The sequence below is a fragment of the Lysinibacillus sp. FW12 genome (assembly GCF_050817245.1).
GTDB lineage: Bacteria > Bacillota > Bacilli > Bacillales_A > Planococcaceae > Lysinibacillus > Lysinibacillus irui.
In genome coordinates this window covers 153,456-176,091 of sequence record NZ_CP139094.1, presented here as the reverse complement: position 1 = coordinate 176,091, position 22,636 = coordinate 153,456, and the positions used below count along the sequence as shown (strand labels likewise).

Here is a 22,636-nt window from a genome sequence, read left to right as displayed (position 1 = left end):
GAGGTAAATTCTCTTGCTTCTCGCACAATTTTAAATCTAACAATTACGAAAGACCAGGCCTTTAATGTATAAATTCTATAGCAACTAAAAGGTTCATTACCCTCAATAAATCTCAATTTCTTTGTCTAGAACAGACTTATTTTGCACCTGATTTCCTAAAATATAAAGCTTTTTCAAATTAGGTAGATTCACTAAAGGCTCTACATTTGATATAGCGTTGTTTTCCAGATGAAGAACCTCAATTTGTTGCCAGTTTTTCATAATATTTAACGATTGTAAGGAACTATCTTGTAACGTGAATGAACGGAGAGCTGAAAAGTCTACAAAGTAAGGTATGACCTTCTCAACATCTTGTACCCAATCACCATTACCTATTCGACTCGTTACATCATTCAAGGTTAAATGCTCCAACACATTATTCGTGAATGGTTGCGTACTATTTAATTGAAGACTACATTTATAACAATTTAAGGTTTTTACATGCTGTAAATTGAATAATTCACTTGTTTCTTGAAAAAACGCTGTCTCATTAAAGTTAAGTGTATGCAGATTCGGTAGTTGATTGAAAGAACGAATACCTGTAAAATCACCATATTCTCTTGCTGTAAGTTGTTCTAGCTGTGGGTATTTCAGTAATTCTGATCCATCAAAGGACACTCCTGCTCCCCCACTTATATAAACCGTCAAATCTTTTAAAGCTGGCGCCTCTAACTTTTCTATAAAAGAACCTGGAAGTTCGGCCTTTTTCAAATGGGGCACTACAATTGTTGACGTATCTCCATAATAACCAGTTACCGATAACTCAGTCAGTGATGATAGACTGTTCACAATATCAAGCAATTCTAATTGTCCTGGAGAAGATAAACGCAGCTTTGTCAAAGATGATTTATTTCTAAGTTTTTCTAAATTCGTAATGTTCATATATTCAAGATCAAGTGATTGTAGGTTAGGCATATTATCTATAAAATCAAGCGTTTTTAAATTTCTTACTGATGAGAGTTTCAATTCTTGTAATTGATTCAATGAATAAAGTGAGTTAAAATCTGTCGCCTCACTAATTTCTATTGCTAACGATTCTAAATTAGTGAGTGTAGACAACCACTTTAAATCGTTGGTAGATTTTAATGACAGCGATTTTAGTGGTAATTTATTTAGTAGCTGGAAATCTGTAACCTCTTCCGTCATATAAGAAATTTCAAGTGATTGAAGATTAGGAAACTCTAATAATAAAGCAAGCTCATTATTACTTCGTATTTGAATTGAGAGCTCTATAACATTAGATTTATCGCTAAAATATTCCGCAATTTTACTAAATGATTCATTAAAGCTACCTGTATAGCTCTTTAAGTTTTTCAGATGTAGGAAGCTTACATTTTCACTCTGTGAGATTTCATAATCATTCATAAGCTTTAAGACAGCCAGTCCTGTAAAGGCTTCAAAATCTTTCTGTTCGATTTTTTGTGTATTCAATAACTTATCCATCATAATATAAGTGGAAATCTTGGCGTTTTTATTTGTAAATGGATCGTCGAGACTGTAATCAAAATGCCATTGATCGTCAGAATAATAGGCGGCCAAATAACGAATGCTTGCGATTTCTTCTCGAGTGGGCAATACTTCACCTTTTTCAAAAATATCTTTTAAAAAGAATAATAACACTTCGCTTTCAGGCATTGTTCGAACTGGGATTTGCTCTTGATTGCCGTATTCTGTATGATTGCTACCCAAAAGAAAATAACCAAAAAATGCACAAAGGATTATAATCGGCACAATAAGAAGCACCTTTAGATTTGATTTTGGGCGTGGCATCGTACTAGGAGAAGGTGTTCCGTAATAATTATGAATGGTTTGATCTACATAATACACCTTATTCTCTTTCAACATTATTTCAGTATCGCAATAAGGACATTTGAATGATTGCCCTTCTTTGTATTCAATTTTCCCATCACAATTTGGGCAATTTAATTTAATCAATTCCACTGGCAGTCCCCTTCCCAGCTCTATTTTCAATTAAGCTTAGTTGCCCGAAAAATAAATGTCAATATTTCTTTGAAATACTAATTATTATCCATCATAAATTGCAGCGGGGTACTACATTTAATCTCCCACTAATTGCAGAAGCATTAATTATGTAGAAATAAAGTAAATATGATATCTTTTTGCAAGGTAGTATTTTGGAAAGAGAGGATATTCATCAATGAATCAAAATAATTTCTGGCTTGATTTACCACGGCCATTTTTCATTTTAGCTCCAATGGAGGATGTGACAGATGTCGTTTTTCGTCATGTCATTAGTGAGGCTGGACGGCCCGATGTATTTTTTACGGAATTCACCAATACAACGAGCTATTGTCATCCAGATGGTATGGACAATGTACGTAACCGTTTAGCATTCACAGAAGATGAGCAGCCGATTGTCGCACATATTTGGGGAGACAACCCTGAACATTTCCGTCAAATGAGTATCGGAATGAAGGAACTAGGCTTTAAAGGTATCGATATTAATATGGGGTGCCCTGTCGATAATGTGGCTGAAAGAGGCAAAGGAGCCGGCTTAATTCTTCATCCTGAACGTGCCTCTGAAATCATTCAAGCCGCAAAGGTAGGAGGCTTACCTGTAAGTGTAAAAACGAGACTTGGCTTTACAAATGTAGCCGAGTGGCGTGATTGGCTCACTCATATACTGAAACAGGATATCGCCAATCTTTCTATTCATCTTCGTACACGAGAAGAAATGAGCAAAGTTGCAGCCCATTGGGAATTAATTGCAGATATCAAAAAACTGCGAGATGAAGTTGCTCCTAAAACATTGCTGACGATCAACGGAGATATTCCAGATCGTTCAACAGGCCTAAAGCTAGTTGAGCAATACGGTGTCGATGGTGTAATGATAGGCAGAGGTGTGTTTTCAAACCCGTTTGCCTTTGAAAAGGAGCCGACAGAGCATAGTGCTAAAGAATACCTTAGCTTGCTATCCCTTCACCTGGATCTCCATGATCATTACTCTAAAGAATTTGAAACGCGCTCATTTAAAGCATTACAACGCTTCTTTAAAATATATGTACGTGGCTTCAAAGGGGCTAGTCAATTAAGAGTTCAATTACTAAATGCCCATTCGACTGACGAAGTACGTGAACTATTAGCTGCCTATACTGCCAATGTATTAACGGAGTAGATCGACCACATTAAAGGAGACTGGCAATGCCAATCTCCTTTATATTTGCTTTACTTGTAAACGTATATTCTTAACTATGACTATAAAGATTGGTCATTTTATTTACTTTGAGAAATTGATAAAAAATAGTCTAAAACAAATAAGCGAAATTGCTTTGCAATTGGTGTGAAGTAGCGCTTTTCGGACCAGGCTAATCCAATTGTTCGTTGACAAGTTGGTTCAACTATTCGAAGCTTATGCGGAAACTGTCCTGATTTAGGTACCCATGATAATTCAGAAACGAAAGCTACACCTAATCCTTGCCTAACTAAGTCTGAAATAACGGTAGGTTCGTCCCCCTCAAAAGCAATATGTTGAACAAATCCTGCTTCCCGGCAAAACTGGTCAGTTAAGTTTCGGAATCCATACCCTGTATTCATGCTAATAAATGCTTCATCCTTCACTTCTTCAAGCCGGATACTTTCCCTCTCTGCTAGCTGATGATTAGGTGGTACAATCAAAAATATTTCTTCCGTAATGAGTGGCTCCCATCTTACGCCCTCTCCTTCAATTGGAATTGAAGAAATACAATAATCTAAATCCCCTTCTAATAGCATTTTCTTCATAGAAGAAACAGATTTTAAAAATTGTTGAAAACGAACATCGGGATGTTTCGATAAAAAAGAACCTAATAATGAAGGTAACACTCTTGGAATGGTAACTGCTAATGTAATACTCTTTTGATCTTGATCGATAAATTGATTAAGTTCTCTTTGACCCTCATTCAATTCTGCAAAAGCTCGATCCACACGATTTAAAAAAACTTTTCCAGCTGCATTCAGACTTATTTTCCGATGTTCCCGATCAAACAATTCCACTCCTAAATCTTCCTCTAAACGAGAAATCGTTTTACTAAGGGATGGCTGGGCAATTTGAAGTTGTTCTGCTGCCTTCGTCATATGTTCCAGCCGAGCAACTGTTTGAAAGTATTTTAATTGCAAAAGTTCCATGCAGACTCCCCTTTATCATAGACTCAAATCTATTATGCATAACCTTTTATGTATTATACAACATCAACATATTAGATTAAGATGAAATAATCTTTTGCATAAAGAAAGGTAGGATATTTCATGAAAGGATTACAATTAGTATTACAAGACTTAGTGGCCATTTGGAAACATAAGCATGGACGCATTGCTTTAATTTTTCTTACACTTGTTCCTTTAATTTACGTAGGATTCTTTTTAGCTGGCTATTGGGATCCATATGGACAATTAGATAAACTTCCCGTAGCAGTTGTCAATCTTGATGAAGGCGCTACTATCAATAATAAAGCCATTCATATCGGAAATGATTTTGTTGCTCAATTAAAAAAAGGCAAAGAGTTAAATTTTCAATTTGTCTCTGCCAAGACCGCCAAAAAGGGGCTTGAAGCTGGCGACTATTATATGATTATTAAAATTCCAAAGAATTTTTCTAAAAACATAACAACGGTCATGGATAAAACACCAAAACCAGCTAAACTTTTATATGAAGTCAATCCAGGGAAAAACTATGTAGCCTCACAAATTACTACAACGGCCGTTGAAAAAATGAATACAAAAATCAATGCCAATGTCACGAAGATCTATTCTGAAACAATTCTAACTAAATTCAAGGACGTTTCAGCTGGCTTCATGGATGCAGGAACTGGAGCACAGAAACTTTATAACGGCACTGTTGATGCACAAAACGGAAGTAGAAGGTTAACAGAAGGTATTCAAAGTTTAGATGAAGGGGCACAAAAACTTAAAACAGGGAGCACGGAACTTTCAGCTGGCCAAAAGAGCTTATCTTCTGGTGTAAATGAACTTACAACCGGCTCTAATTCCTTATATAAGGGGTTACATCAGCTTACGGATGGTGAACATTCTCTACAATCGGGAATGAATCAAGTAAGCCAAAGCATTACTAACTGGTCTGTTGGAAATACAAAGTTAGCTCAGGGACAAGAACAAGCAGCTATCACCGCTAAGAATTTGGAGGAACAAATAACTCAATATGTAAAAGAACATCCTGAAGCAAATCAGGATGGGAAACTCCAACAAATTATTGCTTTATCTAAAAAATTATCTACGACAGAAACTACTTTAAAATCTGACCAAGATCAGATAGAAATAGCTGCAAAAAAAATTACTACTGCACAGGCTTCGCTTCAAACTGGGATGGAAACGTTAGGTGCTAACATTACTCAGACTACTGAAGGAGCAAAACAGTTACAAGAGGGTACGAATGCATTTGCTAGTGGGTTTACAAAATGGATGACAGGCTATACAACACTTAACACTGGCATTACAACTCTCGCAAACGGAATCAGTCATGAATCAAGCGGATTAGCGGACCTACAAGACGGGCTTTCTTCTCTAGCAATTGGCTCAAATGAATTATCAGCAAAGCTAAATGAAGCTGCAGAAAAAACGTCTAATCTTCAATACAATGACTCTACCTCAACAATGTTTGCACAACCAATTGAATTGGTAGAATCCCATTTATCCAAAGTTCCGAATTACGGGACTGGCATTGCTCCTTACTTCTTATCACTTGCTTTCTTTGTAGGAGGCATTATGGCAGCCAACATCCTACCTTTAGGACGTAGAGAACGTCTAAAAGTAACTGGAACAGTTCACTTTATTAATAAACTAGGATTAGTTTATATAATAGGAATAATTCAGACACTTATCGTGGACCTGGTCGTACTTTTAGGATTTAAATTAGCAGTAGCAAGTGTACCGTTATTTATCCTATCAAGTATTATCGTGTCATTTACTTTCATGACCTTCATCCTGATGCTTATTATTCTCTTAGGGAATCTTGGTAAATTACTAGCTGTCACTCTCTTAGTATTTCAACTAGCAACCTGTGGCGGAACTTTCCCAGGAGAACTTGAAAATCCAATGTTAGCTAGGGTTGGAGGGTTTTTACCGATGGCCCACTCATTGAAAAGCTTCCAGGAGGTTGTTTCTCTCGGTGGCTGGTCAAACTTAATCACACAAGCATGTATATTACTTATTTACCTTTTACTCGCTTTCATCATCGGCTGGACTTCAAGTCATATACAGCATAAAGAACCAGCAGCCTTAGAAATGGTAAAGTAATAATTCGAGAATAATACTTGTTGAACTTGCTAGATAAAATAAAAATAGTATTTTTAAACTTTGAAGAAAAAGTACCAGCCCATGAGGACTGGTACTTTTTTATAATTTCTGTTGCTTAAGTTATGGTCCGACGCAACTAGTATAAGACTATATTTCTTAAAAAATATAGAAAAGGAAATGCAATACTTCATCTAAAGCCATGTTGTTGAAACACTTCTTTTACAGAAAAGCTCTCTTCATCATATTTCAAAAAATTATCCTGAAATAAGACGTTTTTCTTTCATTGCACCAACTTGGCCTAAAATTAGTGCACCGAACATTTGAATAATCGTTTTCACAATAATTTGTCCAAAAATGGCGGCAGGCACCGCTTCCCAAGGCAACATATTAGCCCCCAATGGACTCAAGCCGATTACTACGAAAATAGCAGAATCCAGAAATCCTCCAACAATTCCACTGTAGAGCACACGCCATGCCATTGGTAATTTCAATCGACTATAAATTTCTGTATCAGCCGTTTCAGCGACAACAAATGATAGGGCTGACGCTACCACAATCAAAAGTGTATCCCCTAGAAGGAATGACACTACTGCTGATAAAATTAAAGCTGTAATAATAACTATATATGTCTTTGCTCTACCATATTTATTTTGCACAAGATCGCGAAAAATAAAAGTCGCTCCAATTAAAAGCGTCCCCATTGGCACGATAAACATACCAAAATGTAACGGCGCAAATGCTGCCGTTACCACATTAGCAACGACAATAGATAATAAATAAAATAGTATTCTCATCCTATTACTCCTCAAATCAATTTCAAGACATTATTGTAATGGCACCCCTATACACCTCTTTTATTCCCCCAAACAAGGGCATGTAACTGTGGTAGTACTTTGACATCTCTTAATTCTTCATCCTTTATTACTCGATCAATGAGCTCATGATATTTATCTAATAAATGGATAGCTATTCGTGAATTATCAATCGACGTAAGATCATCGTTACCAACTTGGAGATAAAAAGGAATCGTTGGATAACGATGATGAATTTGTTTAGCATAGTCGTAATCCTCTTGATTAAAAACGACTATTTTGAGGGATGTATGGTGATTACTGTTTCGATTTTTAAGTTTTTCGAAGATATTTGAGAGCATCGAATAGTCCGTAGTCATTCCAGAACTAGGTGGCTTTGGTGAAATTGTCAGCTCATCAATCTCATACATCCATTTTTGCCATCTACTTCCCTGCGTTTCCACACTAACCTTTATGTTGTTTTCTTTTAAAATCGCAATGAGCTCTTGCAAATTTGGATAGAGTGCAGGATTACCGCCCGAAATCGTAACAAATGAAAATCCACTGCCACCAAGACGTTTTAATTCAGACCAAATCTCTTCTGCTGTCATTTGGACAATAAGATGCTTTCCGCTACCATCCCACGTAAATGATGAATCACACCAGGAACAAGAATAATCACAACCTGCAGTTCTTACAAACATTGTCTTCTGGCCAACTACCATTCCCTCACCTTGAATTGTTGGTCCAAAAATTTCGATAATAGGTACTTTACTCAACTTCCATCCACTCCCGTCTTGCTTCTGCATAGCTTGTAGGAGTTTCGTAAAGCCTGATAAACTCTACACACGCACCGTTATATCCTTCATCAAGCAAGGCCTCAGTCAGCTTTTCGTAAATCCAAACAACAATGTTCTCTGCCGTCGTATTCATAGGTGGAAGTGTTTCATTTAAATAACGGTGATCCAAATGAATCTCTATTTTTTGTTTCCATATCTCTTTTATATCGCCAAAATCAATCATCAAACCACGTTCATCTGTGTAGCCACTCAGTCCTAATATGACACGATAGGTATGACCGTGCAGATTTTTACATTTCCCCTCATAATGATGTAAATGATGAGCAGCATCGAAGGTAAATTCTTTGCTTACGAGAACACGCTTTGCATGGTATTTCAATTGATTTCTTTGAATATCCTCATCTATTTTTTGGAGCCTCTCGACGATTTTATAATCTGACATGTCTTAAAACTCCTTCCTATAACTCAAATACTCATCAAGCCCTTTTTTTCGCAGGTTACACGCTGGGCATTCACCACAGCCATCTGCTATGACACCGTTATAGCAAGTTAACGTTCTTTCTCGAACAAACTCAAGCGCCCCAAGCTGATCAGCAAGCCCCCAAGTCTGTGCCTTATTCAGCCACATCAACGGTGTATCAATGACAAAAGAATCATTCATAGATAAATTTAACGTTACATTCAAGGATTTAATAAAAATATCTCGGCAATCCGGATATCCGCTAAAGTCTGTTTCACACACACCCGTTACAATATGCTTTGCTCCCACTTGGCTCGCTAAGATGCCAGCAAATGAAAGAAAAAGTAGATTTCGACCAGGCACAAAAGTTGATGGAAGCTCACCATTTTCTCCGTCCTTCACCTCTATGTCTTGTCGTGTCAATGCATTCGGGGCAAGCTGATTCAGGAGTGACATATCCAGAATGTGATGCTTGACACCAAGCTCCTCTGTTATCACCTTCGCACATTCAATTTCCAGACGATGCCTTTGACCATAATCAAAAGTTACTGCCTCAATCTCTTTAAAACGTTCTTTTGCCCAGAACAAACATGTTGTGCTGTCCTGACCTCCACTAAATACAACAATCGCTTTTTCCTTCTTCATCCATAAAGACTCCCTTATATCGAAAAAACAGCACTCTAAGAAAAAGTGCTGCTTTCTTCTTAGTTTTTTTAAGAGGGTAGCTAAAAACCTCTTTCTTGCTTCACTTATCGATTATCAATTTTTTCTGGGTTAAGATCGTGGTTCATTAAACGATAATTGGCTATTTCTTCGTATTTAGTTCCTGGCTTCCCATAGTTACACCATGGATCGATCGAGATACCACCTCGTGGAGTAAATTTCCCCCAAACCTCTATATATCTTGGGTCAAGTAATGTAATTAAATCATTCATAATGATATTAACGCAATCCTCATGGAAATCTCCGTGATTTCTAAAACTGAATAAATACAATTTTAGTGATTTACTCTCAACAATTTTTTTATCAGGGATATACGAGATATACATCGTTGCAAAATCAGGCTGATTTGTAAGCGGACATAAACTAGTGAACTCTGGACAATTAAACTTAACGAAATAATCTCGATTGGAATGAAGATTATCTACTGCTTCCAAAACTTCAGGTGCATAATCATATGAATATTGTGTACCTTGGTTACCCAACAATGTTAAATCCTTTAGTCCTTCTTCATGACTTCGACCAGACATAAAAAAACCTCCTTGTAAAATGTTTCCCAACACTTTTCAAGAGAGGCATTACCAATCATTCTATTAAAACATAAGTAAAAACATAAAAAAGCCACGTCCGATATGGACATGGCATAATGTCATGTTTCCATAGTTTTTTATAGAGGGTATCAGCTATGAACCTCTCCCGTACAAGTCCGGGCACATTCTTTTCTTCCATATCGTACAAAAAATAATACAGAACGTCAAATAGATTTTAAAAAAATCTTTCCTATTTGTGCTTTACTAATTAAATTGACAAAATGAATATATTTCTGTAAGTCCTTTCTCATTTTAAAGTTCTATTTTTTAATTACATTACTAGGAAAATAGAATTAAAATATAATTGATAAACTAATACTTATTATCAATATTTTGGTATACTCAAATATTCCGATATTCGAATTACTACTCCTGTGATAAATTTGAATTATCACACTTTTTTGTTTAGTGTGATAATTAAATGTGGAGGGAGAAATGAGTTTTGAAAAAGTTTACGTTTATGAAGTTTTTAAGTAGTATTATAGCTTTCGTTATGGTGCTTTTTCTATTGGTTCCATTATCGAGCGCAAGTGCTGAAGAATCTAAACCATTTAAACAGGATAGTCAAAGTGAAAGTATACTTCAACTTAAGGCGGCTATCGCTGAACAGCTAAGCTTGTCTAAAGATGGTCCAACTCTTCACGAAAGCTTACAAAATGTATCAGGCAATCAAGAAGTTGCAGTCATCGTACATTTATCTGAAACGCCTGTGGCACTAGAGCAGGGAATGAGCCAGGTGAAAGGCCAAAAGTTCTCTAATGCGCGAGCAAATGAAGTACGTTCAAATGTAAAAGCTCAACAAGCAAAAGTAAAAAAAGAGTTAGCTACTAAAAATGTTCAAATGACTCAAGGCTACACATTTGATACTGTTTTAAACGGTTTTGCGGCAACAGTGAAAGCAAATGATCTCCCGAAACTGCTTTCAATAGAAGGAATTACATTAATCGAACCTGATGCAATTGTTTACGCATCAGAAGATAATACAATGAAATCATCGGAACTTATTAAGGAAGATCAATTAGAGGCCCAAATGAACACAAGTATTTCTTTCCTTGGGATCGAACAGCTGTGGAATGAAGGAATTGAAGGACAAGGAATAAAAGTAGCAGTATTAGATACTGGTATTGACGCAGATCACCCTGAATTCGCTGGAATTTACAAGGGGGGAAAAACTTTATTCCAAATTCATCAACTTACACGAAGCCTCGAGCAGATGACGATGCATCGGAAACATTGCCTTCTGAGCGTCCTGCCGGAACACCTGAATTTAATGAAAAAGGAAGCTCGTTCTATACTTCTCACGGTACCCATGTTGCTGGAACCATTGCAGCAATCGGAGCAAACAAATTTGGTATTAAAGGAATTGCTCCAAAAGTAGACCTTTATGCTTACCGTGTTCTTGGTGCATATGGAAGTGGAGCTACATCTGGTATTGTTAAAGCAATTGAAACAGCTGTAACAGAAAAAATGGACGTTATTAACCTTTCTCTTGGTGGGGGAGCTAACTCTGAAACGGATGCTGGTTCATTTGCTATTAATAATGCAATGATGGCTGGAACAATCGGAGTAATTGCGACAGGGAACTCCGGCCCAAATCGCGGAACAATGGGCACGCCTGCAACCGCTCGTTTAGGAATTGCTGTCGGTAACACAACAAATCCTGAAACAAAGTATAACGGGGAAGTAAATGTTACAGTTGGTGACTACAACTTAACAAAACAGCTCCCATTAATGGGAACAACTTTTGGAAGGGATTTAGCAACACAGCTTCAAGGAGAATTTGACCTAGTTGCTATCCCTGGAAACGGGGAAGTAAAGGACTTTGAGGGAATCGATGTAAAAGGTAAAGTGGCATTGATCTCTCGTGGCAGTATCGCCTTTGTTGATAAAATTGCGAACGCAAAGGCAAATGGAGCTGTCGCAACAATTATTCATAACTTTGCTGGTGGAACAAATGCACCTAATATTTCAGGTACATTCCTTGGTGATTCATTTGCTTTTCTACCAACATTTGATATGTCCCAAACGGATGGCGATGCAATTCGAGCTGCATTAGCAGGCGGAACTGGAAAAGTTAGCTTTAGTCAATTTACTTCCACACAGACACTAGGAGATGAAGTAAACGATTCAAGTTCCCGTGGACCATCTACACCAAACTTTGATATTAAACCAGATGTAAGTGCACCTGGAACAAACATTATGTCAACGATTCCAATGTATAAAAAGGATTTCCCTGATGCAGATTATGCAGAAGCATATGATCGTAAAACAGGAACTTCTATGGCAACACCGCATATTACAGGTATTGTTGCATTACTTAAACAAGCAAATCCTGATTGGAACGCGTTCGACATAAAAGTGGCGCTTTCTAATACAGCAAAGGTTTTAGATAAAACAAAATACGATGTGTTCTCTCAAGGAGCAGGTCGTGTAAATGCTTATGCTGCAGCGCATCCAGAAATTCTTGCCTATGCACTGGATAGTGCAATTTTAGATGGAACTGGAGCTGTTTCAGAAAACTTGAAAGGTACAGTTACGTTCGGTCCACAACCACTTAAAGATCAGGATATTTCCGTAACAAAACAAATTTTAGTAAAAGATATAAAAGGGAACGGCGGTAATTATAACGTATCAATTGATGTGACAAAAACATTTGGTGATGCAACTGTTACAGTCGACCAGCCAACATTTAACCTAGCTGGTGAGCAATTGTTAAATATTAAATTAACCGCTTCACAAGCTACTGCACCAAACGGCTCTGAAATACTAGGGTATATTCACATCAGCGGTGGAGCTACAGAAATTTCATTACCATTCGCAGCTGACTTTGGCAGCGAGGCAGTAACTGAACTTAAAGATTTAAAGATTACAGAAACAGACCTATCCTTCAACGGTGATGGAGTGAAAGATTCAGCTGTCCTTTCATTTACATTAACTGGAGATGTAACAACTAACTATATCGAGCTTTGGGATATTATGAATCCTCAAGGTGGAGAATATGGTGACGGCTACATCGGCTATCTTCACGCAGGTACTGCACTAGGAAAAGGATCTTATACGCTGAATATTGCTGGGCAGTACAAACCATGGGGACCAGAACCTGCCACAAAAATTCCAGATGGTCTCTATACAATTGACTTTACTGGTCTTGCGGCATCAGGAGTAGTGTCCGATTATGTTGGACCAATTATCGTGAAAACGACGAAACCAGAAATTACTGGTTCAGTTACTGAAGGTGTCGCTACAGGACAGGTAACAGATAAGTATATCGACTACAATGAAGAGTTATATTTATACGGTTTAAATTACAATTTAAATGATAAATTAAAAGCTTCCTATATTTCGACGATTAATGGCGAAGTACAAGCACCAGTTCCTTTTGAATTAAATCAAGACGGTAGCTTCACATTCCCAGTAACAGCAGAAACTAATGCTGTATCTGTAAAAATTGAAGACGCTGCCGGGAATGTTGGTGAAGCCTTAATATATGAAAAAGATGTAGTTGAACCAAAAGTAACGCTTTCTGTCAATCCAACAGAGTTAAACCTAACAGCTGGAGAAACTGCACAACTTACGGTAACAGAGACATCTACTCCTCCAGAAGGTGAAGCAACAGAGGAAGATGTAACTTCAAAAGCTACTTATGTGGTTGGAGATGAAAATGTTGCAACAGTAGCAAATGGATTAGTAACTGCTGTAGGTGAGGGCACGACTACGATTACTATTTCATACGGTGATAATGAAGCTAAGATAAATGTTACAGTTAAAGCACCTGTTGTAGAAACACCAATCGTAACACTAGAAATTGACCAAGCTAAGGTTGAAACTAGAATAGGTAAAGAAGTTTCAGTTAAGATTACTGAAGTAACTACTTTTGAGGGAAAAACAACAGAAAAAGATGTTACAACGCTTGCAACCTACGAAGTAACAAACGATAAAATAGCTTCTGTAAAAGCGGGGGCTGTAAAAGGAAAAGGTCAAGGTACTACGACAATTACAGTAACGTATGGTGATCACACATTAACATTTGATGTGGTGGTTGAAAAGCCTGGTAACGGTAATGGCAACGGCAACGGTAACGGTAACGGCAACGGCAACGGTAACGGCAACGGCAACGGTAACGGCAACGGTAACGGCAACGGTAACGGCAACGGTAACGGCAACGGTAACGGCAACGGTAACGGCAACGGTAACGGCAACGGCAACGGCAACGGCAACGGCAACGGCAACGGCAACGGTAACGGCAACGGTAACGGCAACGGTAACGGCAACGGTAACGGCAACGGTAACGGCAACGGCAACGGCAACGGCAACGGCAACGGCAACGGCAACGGTAACGGTAAAGATAATAATGAAGTTACCGAGGTTGAGTTATAATTAATTTTAGTTCAAGCAAAAAGAGAAATTGCGCTGTGCAATTTCTCTTTTTGCTATTAAATTTCCATGGTTCGCCTTAACTAGTCTAATTGCAGTTTTTTCGTACATGCTTTATAAGAAATTTAATGATGTGATTTAACTAAATTTTAGTTATTAATATAAAGAATGCTTCTTTCCTCTATAAATTAACAATTTAGTGCTTCAATATAAGAGGTCCTTCCTTTCATATAGGCAGGACCATTTAGTTTTATTTAAGCATTGTCGCAGTTAAAAATTCCCGAGTTCTCTCCTCTTTCGGATGGTTAAAAAATTGTTCAGGTGTGCCGCGTTCAATAATTTTCCCATCATGCATATACACAATCCAATCAGCTACTTCTCTTGCGAATCCCATTTCATGGGTTACAACAACCATTGTCATACCTTCTTCAGCCAAGTCTTTCATGGTTGTTAAAACCTCTCCCACAAGTTCGGGATCGAGTGCCGATGTTGGCTCATCAAAAAGCATAATGTCTGGTTCCATCGCAAGTGCTCTAGCAATCGCCACCCGTTGCTTTTGCCCCCCTGATAGCTTACTAGGATAGACATCCGACTTATCTTCCAAACCTACTTTTTTCAGTAATTGTTTTGCTTTGATGATAGCTTTCTCTTTGCCTACACCCTTTACCATAATAGGTGCTTCAATAATATTTTCCAGAACCGTTTTGTGTGGGAATAAGTTGAAATTTTGAAACACCATACCTACCTTTTCTCTAATCTTGTTAAGGTCATCTGTTCGTGGATTGACTTCATTTCCCTCAATTATAATATGGCCGTTATCCTTTCTTTCTAAAAAGTTCAAACAGCGAAGGAGGGTGCTTTTCCCTGATCCGCTCGATCCTATTAGACAAACAACATCGCTCTCGTAGACTGTCATGTCGATATTTTTCAATACATGTAAGTCTCCGAATGATTTATTCAATTGTTTTATTTTAATCATTTCCTTAGTGTCCAATCTTTTCAGCTCCTATCTGTCGCTTACTGTTAATTTTAGTTCAGTTCGTTTCACTACAAATGTCATCAACGCTACCAGTAATAAATAGTAGACTGCTACAATGAGTAAATAAGTCATTTCATCAAAATTATTTGACCCAAGTGTTGTCGCCACATTAAACAGCTCATTCATGGAGATAAATGCGGCTAACGAAGAATCTTTTAAGCTTATGATAAATTGATTGCCTAAAGGCGGTAATGCTCTACGGAATGCCTGTGGGAGAATAATCCTTCTTAATGTCAGTGTCTTTGTCATTCCCAAAGAGCGTCCTGCCTCAAACTGGCCTTTATCGACTGACTGAATTGCTCCCCTAAGAATTTCAGAAATATAAGCTCCATTATGTAACGCTAGAGCAAGTGAAGCAGCCCAAAAATCAGGAAGAAGGAAAATCCCGCTAATTCCAAAGTAGAGGATAAATATTTGAACAATCAGCGGTGTTCCGCGAACCAAATAGACATATATATCTGAAATAAGTTCTAAAATTTTTATATTAGAAATTTTTAATAAGGCAAAGGCAAGTCCGATGACGATTCCAAGCAAGATAGAAACCACCGTCAGCTCTAATGTTAAAAGCATAGCTTTAAAGAATACACCTTTTGTTTCCATTAGTATATGAAAAAAATGCGAAAAACTTGGCAAAGTACTACTTCCTTTCTTTTATAGCATTCGTTTATTCTGATTTTTTGGTAATGTCCTCACCAAAATATTTGATACTGATTTGAGTCAATGTTCCATTTTCCCGAAGTTGCTCCAAAGTTTCATTTACTCGCTTCAATAGCTTTGGATTATCCTGGGGCAGGACGATTGCTTGTTCACTGCGATTAATTAATTGCTGTCCTTTAATCTCAAACCCTTCCTTTTCAGCAGTTTTTCCTGTAACAAAATCTGTGATTACTGCATCATGACGTCCGCTACTCAACGCCTTTAATGCTGTAATATCGCTGTCATATGTTTTTATTTTGTCTGTATACTTAGAAGCTGTATCGGCATATGTTGATCCTTTTGCAACCGCTACTTCCTTTCCCTTTAAATCTTCAACAGTCCTTATCTTACTATCCGGTCTGGTGAAAATTTTTGGTCCTGAATAATAATACGGGGTAGAGAAAGAAACATGTTTACTTCGCTGTGGGTTAATCGTGTGGCTTGCAACGGCTGCATCTGCTCTGCCTGTTTTTACCCCTTCAACAATCCCTTTGAACTTGATTCGTTTCTGAACCGGCTCAAGGCCCATTTCCTTTGCAATCGCTTCACCAACCTCAATATCAAAGCCCGACATTGTGAGATCGTCATTTATATAACTAAATGGCTTAAATTCACCAGAAGTAGCAAAAACAAATTGATTTTTATTTATTAATTCAGATCCGTCTTCAAGCTTCTGCTTCTCAGCACAACCAGACAAAAAGCAGACTACAATTGTACTAAAGACTAATAGTAACTTCTTATTCAACAACATGTTGGCTATAACTCCTTTCTTTTTCGATTATTCCTTCAATACCTCTTGCTATATAACTTGCTTATGATAGTTAATACCCAATCTACTCCCGATAAAACAAAAAAGTATCAGGCACTTTTAATAGCACCCGACACTTTTCTACAAAATTCGCATTATATAATTATCTTTCAAGTCTTCTCTTTCCTCTAAAAATGCAGCATTTTAGATGTATAGGACTAAGAAAATCTTCCTTACTTATGATACGGTTCGCTGTGATATATCAAAATTAGGTTTGCATTAAATTGCTTTAATTGTAATGCTCTTTTCCACCGCTCTAATTTTTGAAGATTTTTTACCATCTCTGCCAAAAACTTTGGAAACCCCATTTCGATGCATTTATCTTTTACAAATCATTTCATCTACCGAAATGTCCTTTTGCGTGAATTCCCTTTCTTGATAACCAATTCTATTTCTCTGTACCACGAGTTTCAATTTTTTAATGACACGGCACCGCTTTGGCTTCTATAATTCTTCATTCTTTCATAACACTTTTTAACTGATGCTCCCTCGGCTCGTTGCTAATACCTCATTCCCCCAAGGACCAAACGATTATTAAGTTTTTTTAGCAACTCTATAAAAGTCAAGACATATGAGTTATGGTTTAACTTGCCCAATTTCGTACGCTACTTTAATACAATCGTAATGAATCTTTTTATCTTTGCCAGTAAGATTTTCAATTATTTTTTCTTCTATGCCCGTATAATTTTCTTCATTAGCTAATTTATGTGCCAGCTCAATAGACTTAGTTGAGGAGCTAACAGGTTTGCAACTAACATATTATCCCTCATTTATTAAATTTAGTTTATGTAGATGCACATTCTCACATATAACCATGAATCTATATGAGGTTCTTAGCACTATTTAAGTTCGATAATTTGTATTCAATTATATGTTTTGATAATCGGTTAATAAAATTGATACAACCTCTTCATTTTTACAAATACCAATTATGTTACTTATTCTATCTGAATGGTTAGCTTCTGTTGATAAACGGAACCCAAATATAAATTAACGCAGCTTCAACTTCCTTCGCAACAAGCTCAACAAAGTCCTCATAATCCTCTGTCGTATGCGCTTTTGAACATTAATCAAAACAACTCTAAAATCTCATCAATTACTATTTAAAATTATTGTATCTTAAAACTAAAATATGTAGTATATTCCATAATTTCTATTTATATTATATACTATACGCTAGAATAATAAAGGAGTTTATAAATTTGGCAAATAATATTAATTTTTTATTGCGGGTTATTTTCTTTTGCCATCAAAGACCAGACCGTTCATTCTATTATAAAGGGAGGAAATTCCCACTATGTGCAAGATGTACTGGTATGGCAGTAGGTTATCTCTTATCCACAATATTAGTCATACTTTTAGGCTTATTTGATTTATGGATTATAGCCTTATTAATTTTACCAATGGCTATCGATGGTATAGGACAATTATTTGGTAAATGGACGAGTAATAATAATAGACGGTTCCTTACTGGATTGCCTGGTGGAATCGGTATTATTTATATTTTCTACACTATTGGTTATCAATTTTTCTTATTTGGTCAATATGTTGGAAGAAATCTTTAACAAACTATTGGAGGTACTATTATGTATTGTACAAACTGTGGCGAACATATTTCAGAACACGCAGAAATTTGTATCCATTGTGGTGTCCGCGTAAAAAATGCAAGTGGTGAAGACAAACCAAACTGGGGTGTTAACATAATTACACTTTGCTGCGTCCCACTTGTTGGATTAATTATGTTCTTTATTTGGAAAAACGAAAAACCAGTTGCTGCTAAATCAGCTTTAACGTTCTTCTTTATTAACATAGGAATTACCATATTATTCTATATTGCAATGTTCATTATTGGATTATCAAGTAACTAAATCGAGTAATTACATATGTAATGTATTAAATGCAGTAAACATATTTCTGATTTAACAAAAGTTTGCTCTAAAAGTGGCGTATGTTATACGTTACCGGTGCTGCACTAATTGCTATTACACTAAGGCAAACAAGATGGTAAATGGGAATTTTCTAATATGCAGGGGGTTTTGATATGTATTGTCCTAATTGCGGTTCTAGCATTAACGAGAATGCCGAAATTTGTATACATTGCGGTGTTAACGTATTAAAATTTAGCAACCAAGTAACTGCAGCAAAAAATGATACACCAAACATTTGGATTAATGTACTCAGTTTATGCTGTTTCCCTTTACTTGGAATTATTATCTATTTTGTATGGAAAGATACACAACCAAAAGCAGCAAAATCAGCTTTAATTTATGCATTGTTTGGTATAGCTATTTCAATTATTATAATGATTATTTCATTTGTAATAGGATTTACAGCAGGAATGGTGGAGGATAGCTATTATTACTAATAAATAAGGATTGTTTCATTTTAATTTAGCTGCAATATGCCGTTATCGTAAAGTATAACAATAGGATTTGCTCAATCCGCCGCTTAAAAATTAAGAAGGGTAGACATTTCGAAAAGTCTCCCTTCTTTTTATCGTATTACTATAAATAAAAACAACAAGCTTAAAATATGTATATACAAGCCTATCGTTTTTTTATGAAGATTTAATAAGGTTGCCGTCTTTATCAGTAAATTTACCAACGATAATCATTATCAAATCAATTAACGTCCAAATACCGAGACCTCCTAATGTGATAACCATTAAAATACCTGTACCGATTTTACCAACATAAAAACGATGAATACCTAAACTTCCTAAAAAGAAACAAAGTAATAATGTTGCTACGAAACTTTTGTCTGACATATAAATACCTCCTAAAAATTCATAAATCCTATAATAAAGACCATACCCAATAAGTATATTACAAAATAAGTATTTTTCAACATTTTTTTCCTATAAACTTGTTCTACAATATTGATATTTTACTTTCTATAAGAATAGTCCTTTAGAAGGTTGATAATGTATCATTGACCATTACCATTTATATCCACCCCTGCTCCTTGATATTCAGGAGGTTTTTGTTTTGTGAGCTGCCACTAAACACTCCATTCTATAAATACTAGGATAGTTTAATTAAATAATGTTAGTCTACTTCACACAATCTTCTATGCATCTTGGGCATGTTTATACCTAGAACAAGCTAATGGCACGCATGGTAGAAAGAAATATTGTTCTGAAGTAATAGCCTGTGTACCCCAGCATACCTCGAATTTCATTGAAATGAACAGGTTTTTCTATAGAGTTTTCAGCTATAAACTTTGCACGAAGTGTTCTTGTAAAAGTATAGTTTCTATGTGATCTCCCTAAAGCATTCAATCCAAATTTTCTTAAAAAAAACCGCACCTATGAATTGCACCTCCAATTGTTAGACACAACTAACAATTGGAGGTGCAGTTTTTTTATGATCAAATATACTGCCGAAGATAAATTATAAGTTATTGAGTGCTACTTCACGTATACAATTGGCTCTTGACCTCGAACGTTTACCTGAGCTCCACCAGTTACTCATGAATTCCGATCAAGGCTGGCATTATCAAATAAATAAATATCGTTGCGCCTTAGAATCAAGAGGGATTGTTCAAATTATGTCTCGTCAAGGAAACTGTTACGACAACTCTGTCATAGGGAATTTCTTTGGAATTATAAAATCCAAATTCCTGTACATGAGGGAATTTGAAGTATAGAGCATTTTTAAATAGAATTAGAAAAATATATAAATTACTATAATAATAAACGAATCAAGACAAAATTAAAAACGAGTCCGGTGCAATACCGAACTCATTTTACTCAAACTGCCAATGAAATAACCGTGTCTAGCTTTTAGAAGTCACTTCCTTACTTATGATACGGTTCACCCTTCATAATCCTAAAGCTTCGATAAATCTGTTCCACTAGCACGAGCTTCATGAGCTGGTGCGGTAGCGTCATTTTGCCAAAGGATTGTAGTTCGTCGGCTCGTTTTAGGACATCTTCATGTAGGCCGAGGGAGCCACCGATGACAAAGGTGATTTTACTTTTGCCGTAGGTCATAAGAGATTCAATATCCGCTGCCATTTGTTCGGAGGTTTTCATTTTGCCGTTAATAGCTAGAGCGATCACGTAGGCATCTTGGCTAATTTTAGCTAGTATGCGTTCCCCCTCTTTTTTCTTGACGATGTCCATTTCGGCTTCACTTAGTTGTTCAGGCGCCTTTTCGTCTGGTACCTCAATCACATCTATTTTTGCGTAGCCGCCTAGACGTTTTACGTACTCATCGATACCCATTTTTAAGTACTTTTCTTTTAGTTTGCCGACTGATACAATCGTTATATTCACACGTTATCCACCTTTACAATTCATTTACAAACAAATTATCCACAAAAGTTATCAACATATCCACAAGCTCCACCTATATATTGTGTAAAGTTATTTACTTGATACAATATATTCCGCAGGCTGTTCACAGTAGCTACACTTTGTGGATAACTTTTTATCCTCTTTGATTTTATCCATAATTGGGAACTCTTTTTGCTCTGCTACAAACATGTCTAAAGCGTGATCTATATGACTTTCACAGCTGTACTTTTCCATTTTTTGATGTCTCCTTATTTTCCGAAATTTCCACAAACTTATTCACAAATCAGTCTATGTTATCCACAATCTATTGTAACAAAGGAATGGCATGTATGGAAGAAGTGCCTTTTTCTCACGATTTCATGGTATTCACAATTTTCTAGTTATCCACAATATTTCATTAAAGTTTTTCCTCATCCTCATAAAAAAACGATGGGGATTTTTTAGATCACCATCGTTTTTTTCATACTCTTTACAATGTATTACCGTTTGTTAATGTTAGTGATAGTTCGACTAATTTACCTTGACGGTACACTTTTAATGTTAGTTTATCACCAATTTTTTTGTCATTATATAAATGTTTGCGTAAATCAATTGTTGTTTCAATTTTTTGACCATCCATTTCAACAATAACATCATATTGTTGAACACCTGCTTTTGATGCTGGTGAGTTATTCATAACATCTGTTACAACAACGCCTGTTGTCACCTCTGCAGGTAATTTTAATGTTTGTTGCTGATAGAATGATGGGACATCTGTTAAATCAGCCAGTGAAACTCCCATTGTTGGACGTTTCATTTCTCCATTTTTCTCTAATTCCTCGATAATTGGAATAGCTGAATTAATTGGAATAGAAAATCCTAAACCTTCCACTGAGGATTCAGCAATTTTCATGGAGTTAATCCCTACTAATTCTCCAGCTAAGTTCACAAGTGCTCCCCCGCTATTCCCTGGGTTAATCGCAGCATCTGTTTGTAATACTTCTTGTTGCCAATCTTCTGTGCCATCACCATTTAAGTCTACCGGTACAGAGCGGTCTTTACCTGAAACAACACCCGTTGTAACAGAGCCATAAAATTCTAGACCAAGTGGGTTCCCAATGGCAATGACCGTTTCCCCTTGTTTTAAAACATCTGAGTTCCCGAATGTCGCCACTGTTTTAACATTTTTAGAGTTAATAGAAATAACTGCAAGGTCAGTCCAAACGTCATGACCGACTAGTTGTGCAGGTTCTTTTGTTCCGTCTTGCATTGTGACCTCTATCTGCTTGGCCCCTTCAATAACGTGGTTATTTGTGACGATAAAGGCTTTATCACCTTCGATTTTATAAACAACACCTGAACCGCTGCCCGCTTCTTTTGTAGTTGTTGATGGTGGACTCCAAAAACCTCCACTTGTTACTTCTTGAATATTTGCAATACCAACAACTGCATCTGAGGCTTTGTCTACCGCTGAAGTAACATCTGTCGTTACCTCTGTTGCAACTTGGTTAATTGTTGTATTATTTTTTGCAGTACTACTTGATGTTGTTCCAGGCATTTGATTGACAAGTCCTGGTAACATAAGCCATACAAGTAATGCTCCTATAATAACACCAATCAAACCACTAAAGAAATAACCGCCTTTTCCTCCGCCTTTCTTTTTAAGACGCTTGGCCTGCATTTCCTGCTCCTCACGCTCTAACCTTTCTTGCAGCGGTGATTTCGGTATTTCATCCTTTTTTAAGAAATCACTGTTTTTATCATCATCTTGAAAGTAACTCATGTTCCTCA

Annotated in this window: 19 protein-coding genes, 3 pseudogenes and 1 riboswitch; of the genes and pseudogenes, 7 read left to right on the top strand and 15 right to left on the bottom strand. The window is 36.6% G+C overall.

Features of this window, described 5'->3' with window-relative positions; translation table 11 throughout:
- Nucleotides 1-102 precede the first annotated feature (102 nt).
- Entirely contained in the window at nt 103-1,980 is a 1,878-nt protein-coding gene (locus SJW71_RS00895) for a leucine-rich repeat domain-containing protein (RefSeq protein ID WP_431811655.1), read from the bottom strand.
- Between the two features lie 217 nt (nt 1,981-2,197).
- Between SJW71_RS00895 and SJW71_RS00890 the strand changes: the two genes are divergently transcribed.
- The gene (locus tag SJW71_RS00890; protein ID WP_274795058.1) at nt 2,198-3,175 is read left to right on the top strand and encodes a tRNA dihydrouridine synthase; all 978 of its coding nucleotides are present in this window, start codon (nt 2,198-2,200) and stop codon (nt 3,173-3,175) included.
- A 98-nt stretch (nt 3,176-3,273) separates the two neighbouring features.
- Here SJW71_RS00890 and SJW71_RS00885 read toward each other — a convergent pair whose 3' ends face one another.
- On the bottom strand, nt 3,274-4,164 hold the full coding sequence (locus SJW71_RS00885) for a LysR family transcriptional regulator (protein ID WP_274795059.1): 891 nt from the start codon (nt 4,162-4,164) through the stop codon (nt 3,274-3,276).
- A 120-nt stretch (nt 4,165-4,284) separates the two neighbouring features.
- Here SJW71_RS00885 and SJW71_RS00880 point away from each other — a divergent pair, with 120 nt between their 5' ends.
- A complete protein-coding gene (locus tag SJW71_RS00880) occupies nt 4,285-6,288 on the top strand; it encodes a YhgE/Pip family protein (protein WP_431811654.1) in 2,004 nt (667 codons plus the stop codon).
- A gap of 254 nt (nt 6,289-6,542) precedes the next feature.
- Here SJW71_RS00880 and SJW71_RS00875 read toward each other — a convergent pair whose 3' ends face one another.
- From SJW71_RS00875 to queF, 5 genes are all read right to left on the bottom strand, one after another.
- The gene (locus SJW71_RS00875; RefSeq protein WP_274795061.1) at nt 6,543-7,082 is read right to left on the bottom strand and encodes a VUT family protein; all 540 of its coding nucleotides are present in this window, start codon (nt 7,080-7,082) and stop codon (nt 6,543-6,545) included.
- 47 nt (nt 7,083-7,129) lie between these two features.
- Nucleotides 7,130-7,858 carry a 7-carboxy-7-deazaguanine synthase QueE gene (gene queE / locus SJW71_RS00870; protein WP_312506368.1) on the bottom strand — a complete coding sequence of 243 codons (729 nt, stop codon included), beginning with the start codon at nt 7,856-7,858 and terminating at the stop codon, nt 7,130-7,132.
- On the bottom strand, nt 7,851-8,321 hold the full coding sequence (gene queD / locus SJW71_RS00865) for a 6-carboxytetrahydropterin synthase QueD (protein WP_312506367.1): 471 nt from the start codon (nt 8,319-8,321) through the stop codon (nt 7,851-7,853). Before queD ends, queE begins: the two co-directional genes overlap by 8 nt.
- A 3-nt stretch (nt 8,322-8,324) precedes the next feature.
- Nucleotides 8,325-8,984, bottom strand: a complete 660-nt coding sequence (queC, locus tag SJW71_RS00860) for a 7-cyano-7-deazaguanine synthase QueC (RefSeq protein WP_431811653.1) — start codon at nt 8,982-8,984, stop codon at nt 8,325-8,327.
- 104 nt (nt 8,985-9,088) lie between these two features.
- The gene (gene queF / locus SJW71_RS00855; protein ID WP_322605765.1) at nt 9,089-9,589 is read right to left on the bottom strand and encodes a preQ(1) synthase; all 501 of its coding nucleotides are present in this window, start codon (nt 9,587-9,589) and stop codon (nt 9,089-9,091) included.
- Between the two features lie 123 nt (nt 9,590-9,712).
- A riboswitch (PreQ1 riboswitch) is annotated at nt 9,713-9,759 on the bottom strand.
- Between the two features lie 332 nt (nt 9,760-10,091).
- Between queF and SJW71_RS00850 the strand changes: the two are divergent.
- Nucleotides 10,092-14,026: pseudogene (locus SJW71_RS00850) on the top strand (S8 family serine peptidase).
- 247 nt (nt 14,027-14,273) lie between these two features.
- On the opposite strand, the gene SJW71_RS00845 reads toward SJW71_RS00850, so the two are convergent.
- The 3 genes from SJW71_RS00845 to SJW71_RS00835 are packed head-to-tail and all read right to left on the bottom strand — an operon-like array spanning nt 14,274 to nt 16,509.
- Nucleotides 14,274-15,002, bottom strand: coding sequence for an amino acid ABC transporter ATP-binding protein (locus tag SJW71_RS00845; protein WP_396631789.1), 729 nt, complete (start codon nt 15,000-15,002; stop codon nt 14,274-14,276).
- Nucleotides 15,003-15,029: 27 nt separating this feature from the next.
- Nucleotides 15,030-15,695: an amino acid ABC transporter permease gene (locus SJW71_RS00840; RefSeq protein ID WP_274795069.1), complete on the bottom strand. Its 666-nt coding sequence runs from the start codon at nt 15,693-15,695 to the stop codon at nt 15,030-15,032.
- A 31-nt stretch (nt 15,696-15,726) separates the two neighbouring features.
- Nucleotides 15,727-16,509 carry a transporter substrate-binding domain-containing protein gene (locus SJW71_RS00835; RefSeq protein ID WP_274795070.1) on the bottom strand — a complete coding sequence of 261 codons (783 nt, stop codon included), beginning with the start codon at nt 16,507-16,509 and terminating at the stop codon, nt 15,727-15,729.
- A 1,259-nt stretch (nt 16,510-17,768) separates the two neighbouring features.
- Here SJW71_RS00835 and SJW71_RS00830 point away from each other — a divergent pair.
- From SJW71_RS00830 to SJW71_RS00820, 3 genes are all read left to right on the top strand, one after another.
- On the top strand, nt 17,769-18,131 hold the full coding sequence (locus SJW71_RS00830; RefSeq protein ID WP_431811652.1) for a DUF2085 domain-containing protein: 363 nt from the start codon (nt 17,769-17,771) through the stop codon (nt 18,129-18,131).
- Nucleotides 18,132-18,152: 21 nt separating this feature from the next.
- Nucleotides 18,153-18,434: a zinc ribbon domain-containing protein gene (locus SJW71_RS00825; protein ID WP_431811651.1), complete on the top strand. Its 282-nt coding sequence runs from the start codon at nt 18,153-18,155 to the stop codon at nt 18,432-18,434.
- Nucleotides 18,435-18,607: 173 nt separating this feature from the next.
- On the top strand, nt 18,608-18,931 hold the full coding sequence (locus tag SJW71_RS00820; RefSeq protein WP_431811650.1) for a zinc-ribbon domain-containing protein: 324 nt from the start codon (nt 18,608-18,610) through the stop codon (nt 18,929-18,931).
- Between the two features lie 192 nt (nt 18,932-19,123).
- On the opposite strand, the gene SJW71_RS00815 is transcribed toward SJW71_RS00820, so the two are convergent.
- On the bottom strand, nt 19,124-19,333 hold the full coding sequence (locus SJW71_RS00815; RefSeq protein ID WP_431811649.1) for a TM2 domain-containing protein: 210 nt from the start codon (nt 19,331-19,333) through the stop codon (nt 19,124-19,126).
- Nucleotides 19,334-19,708: 375 nt separating this feature from the next.
- Nucleotides 19,709-19,798, bottom strand: a pseudogene (locus SJW71_RS00810) (purine-nucleoside phosphorylase); the annotation flags it as partial.
- A gap of 206 nt (nt 19,799-20,004) precedes the next feature.
- Between SJW71_RS00810 and SJW71_RS00805 the strand changes: the two are divergent.
- A pseudogene (locus tag SJW71_RS00805) lies at nt 20,005-20,354 on the top strand (transposase); the annotation flags it as partial.
- A gap of 11 nt (nt 20,355-20,365) precedes the next feature.
- Here the strand turns inward: SJW71_RS00805 and rlmH are convergent.
- The 3 genes from rlmH to SJW71_RS00790 all read right to left on the bottom strand — a co-directional run bounded on the left by rlmH (nt 20,366) and on the right by SJW71_RS00790 (nt 22,628).
- Complete coding sequence (gene rlmH, locus SJW71_RS00800) at nt 20,366-20,845, bottom strand: 23S rRNA (pseudouridine(1915)-N(3))-methyltransferase RlmH (protein ID WP_274795071.1); 480 nt, start codon at nt 20,843-20,845, stop codon at nt 20,366-20,368.
- A 90-nt stretch (nt 20,846-20,935) separates the two neighbouring features.
- A complete protein-coding gene (locus tag SJW71_RS00795; protein ID WP_431811648.1) occupies nt 20,936-21,100 on the bottom strand; it encodes a CxxH/CxxC protein in 165 nt (54 codons plus the stop codon).
- 235 nt (nt 21,101-21,335) lie between these two features.
- Nucleotides 21,336-22,628 (bottom strand): S1C family serine protease, encoded by a 1,293-nt coding sequence (locus tag SJW71_RS00790; protein ID WP_431811647.1) that lies wholly within the window; start codon nt 22,626-22,628, stop codon nt 21,336-21,338.
- Between the last annotated feature and the right edge of the window lie 8 nt (nt 22,629-22,636).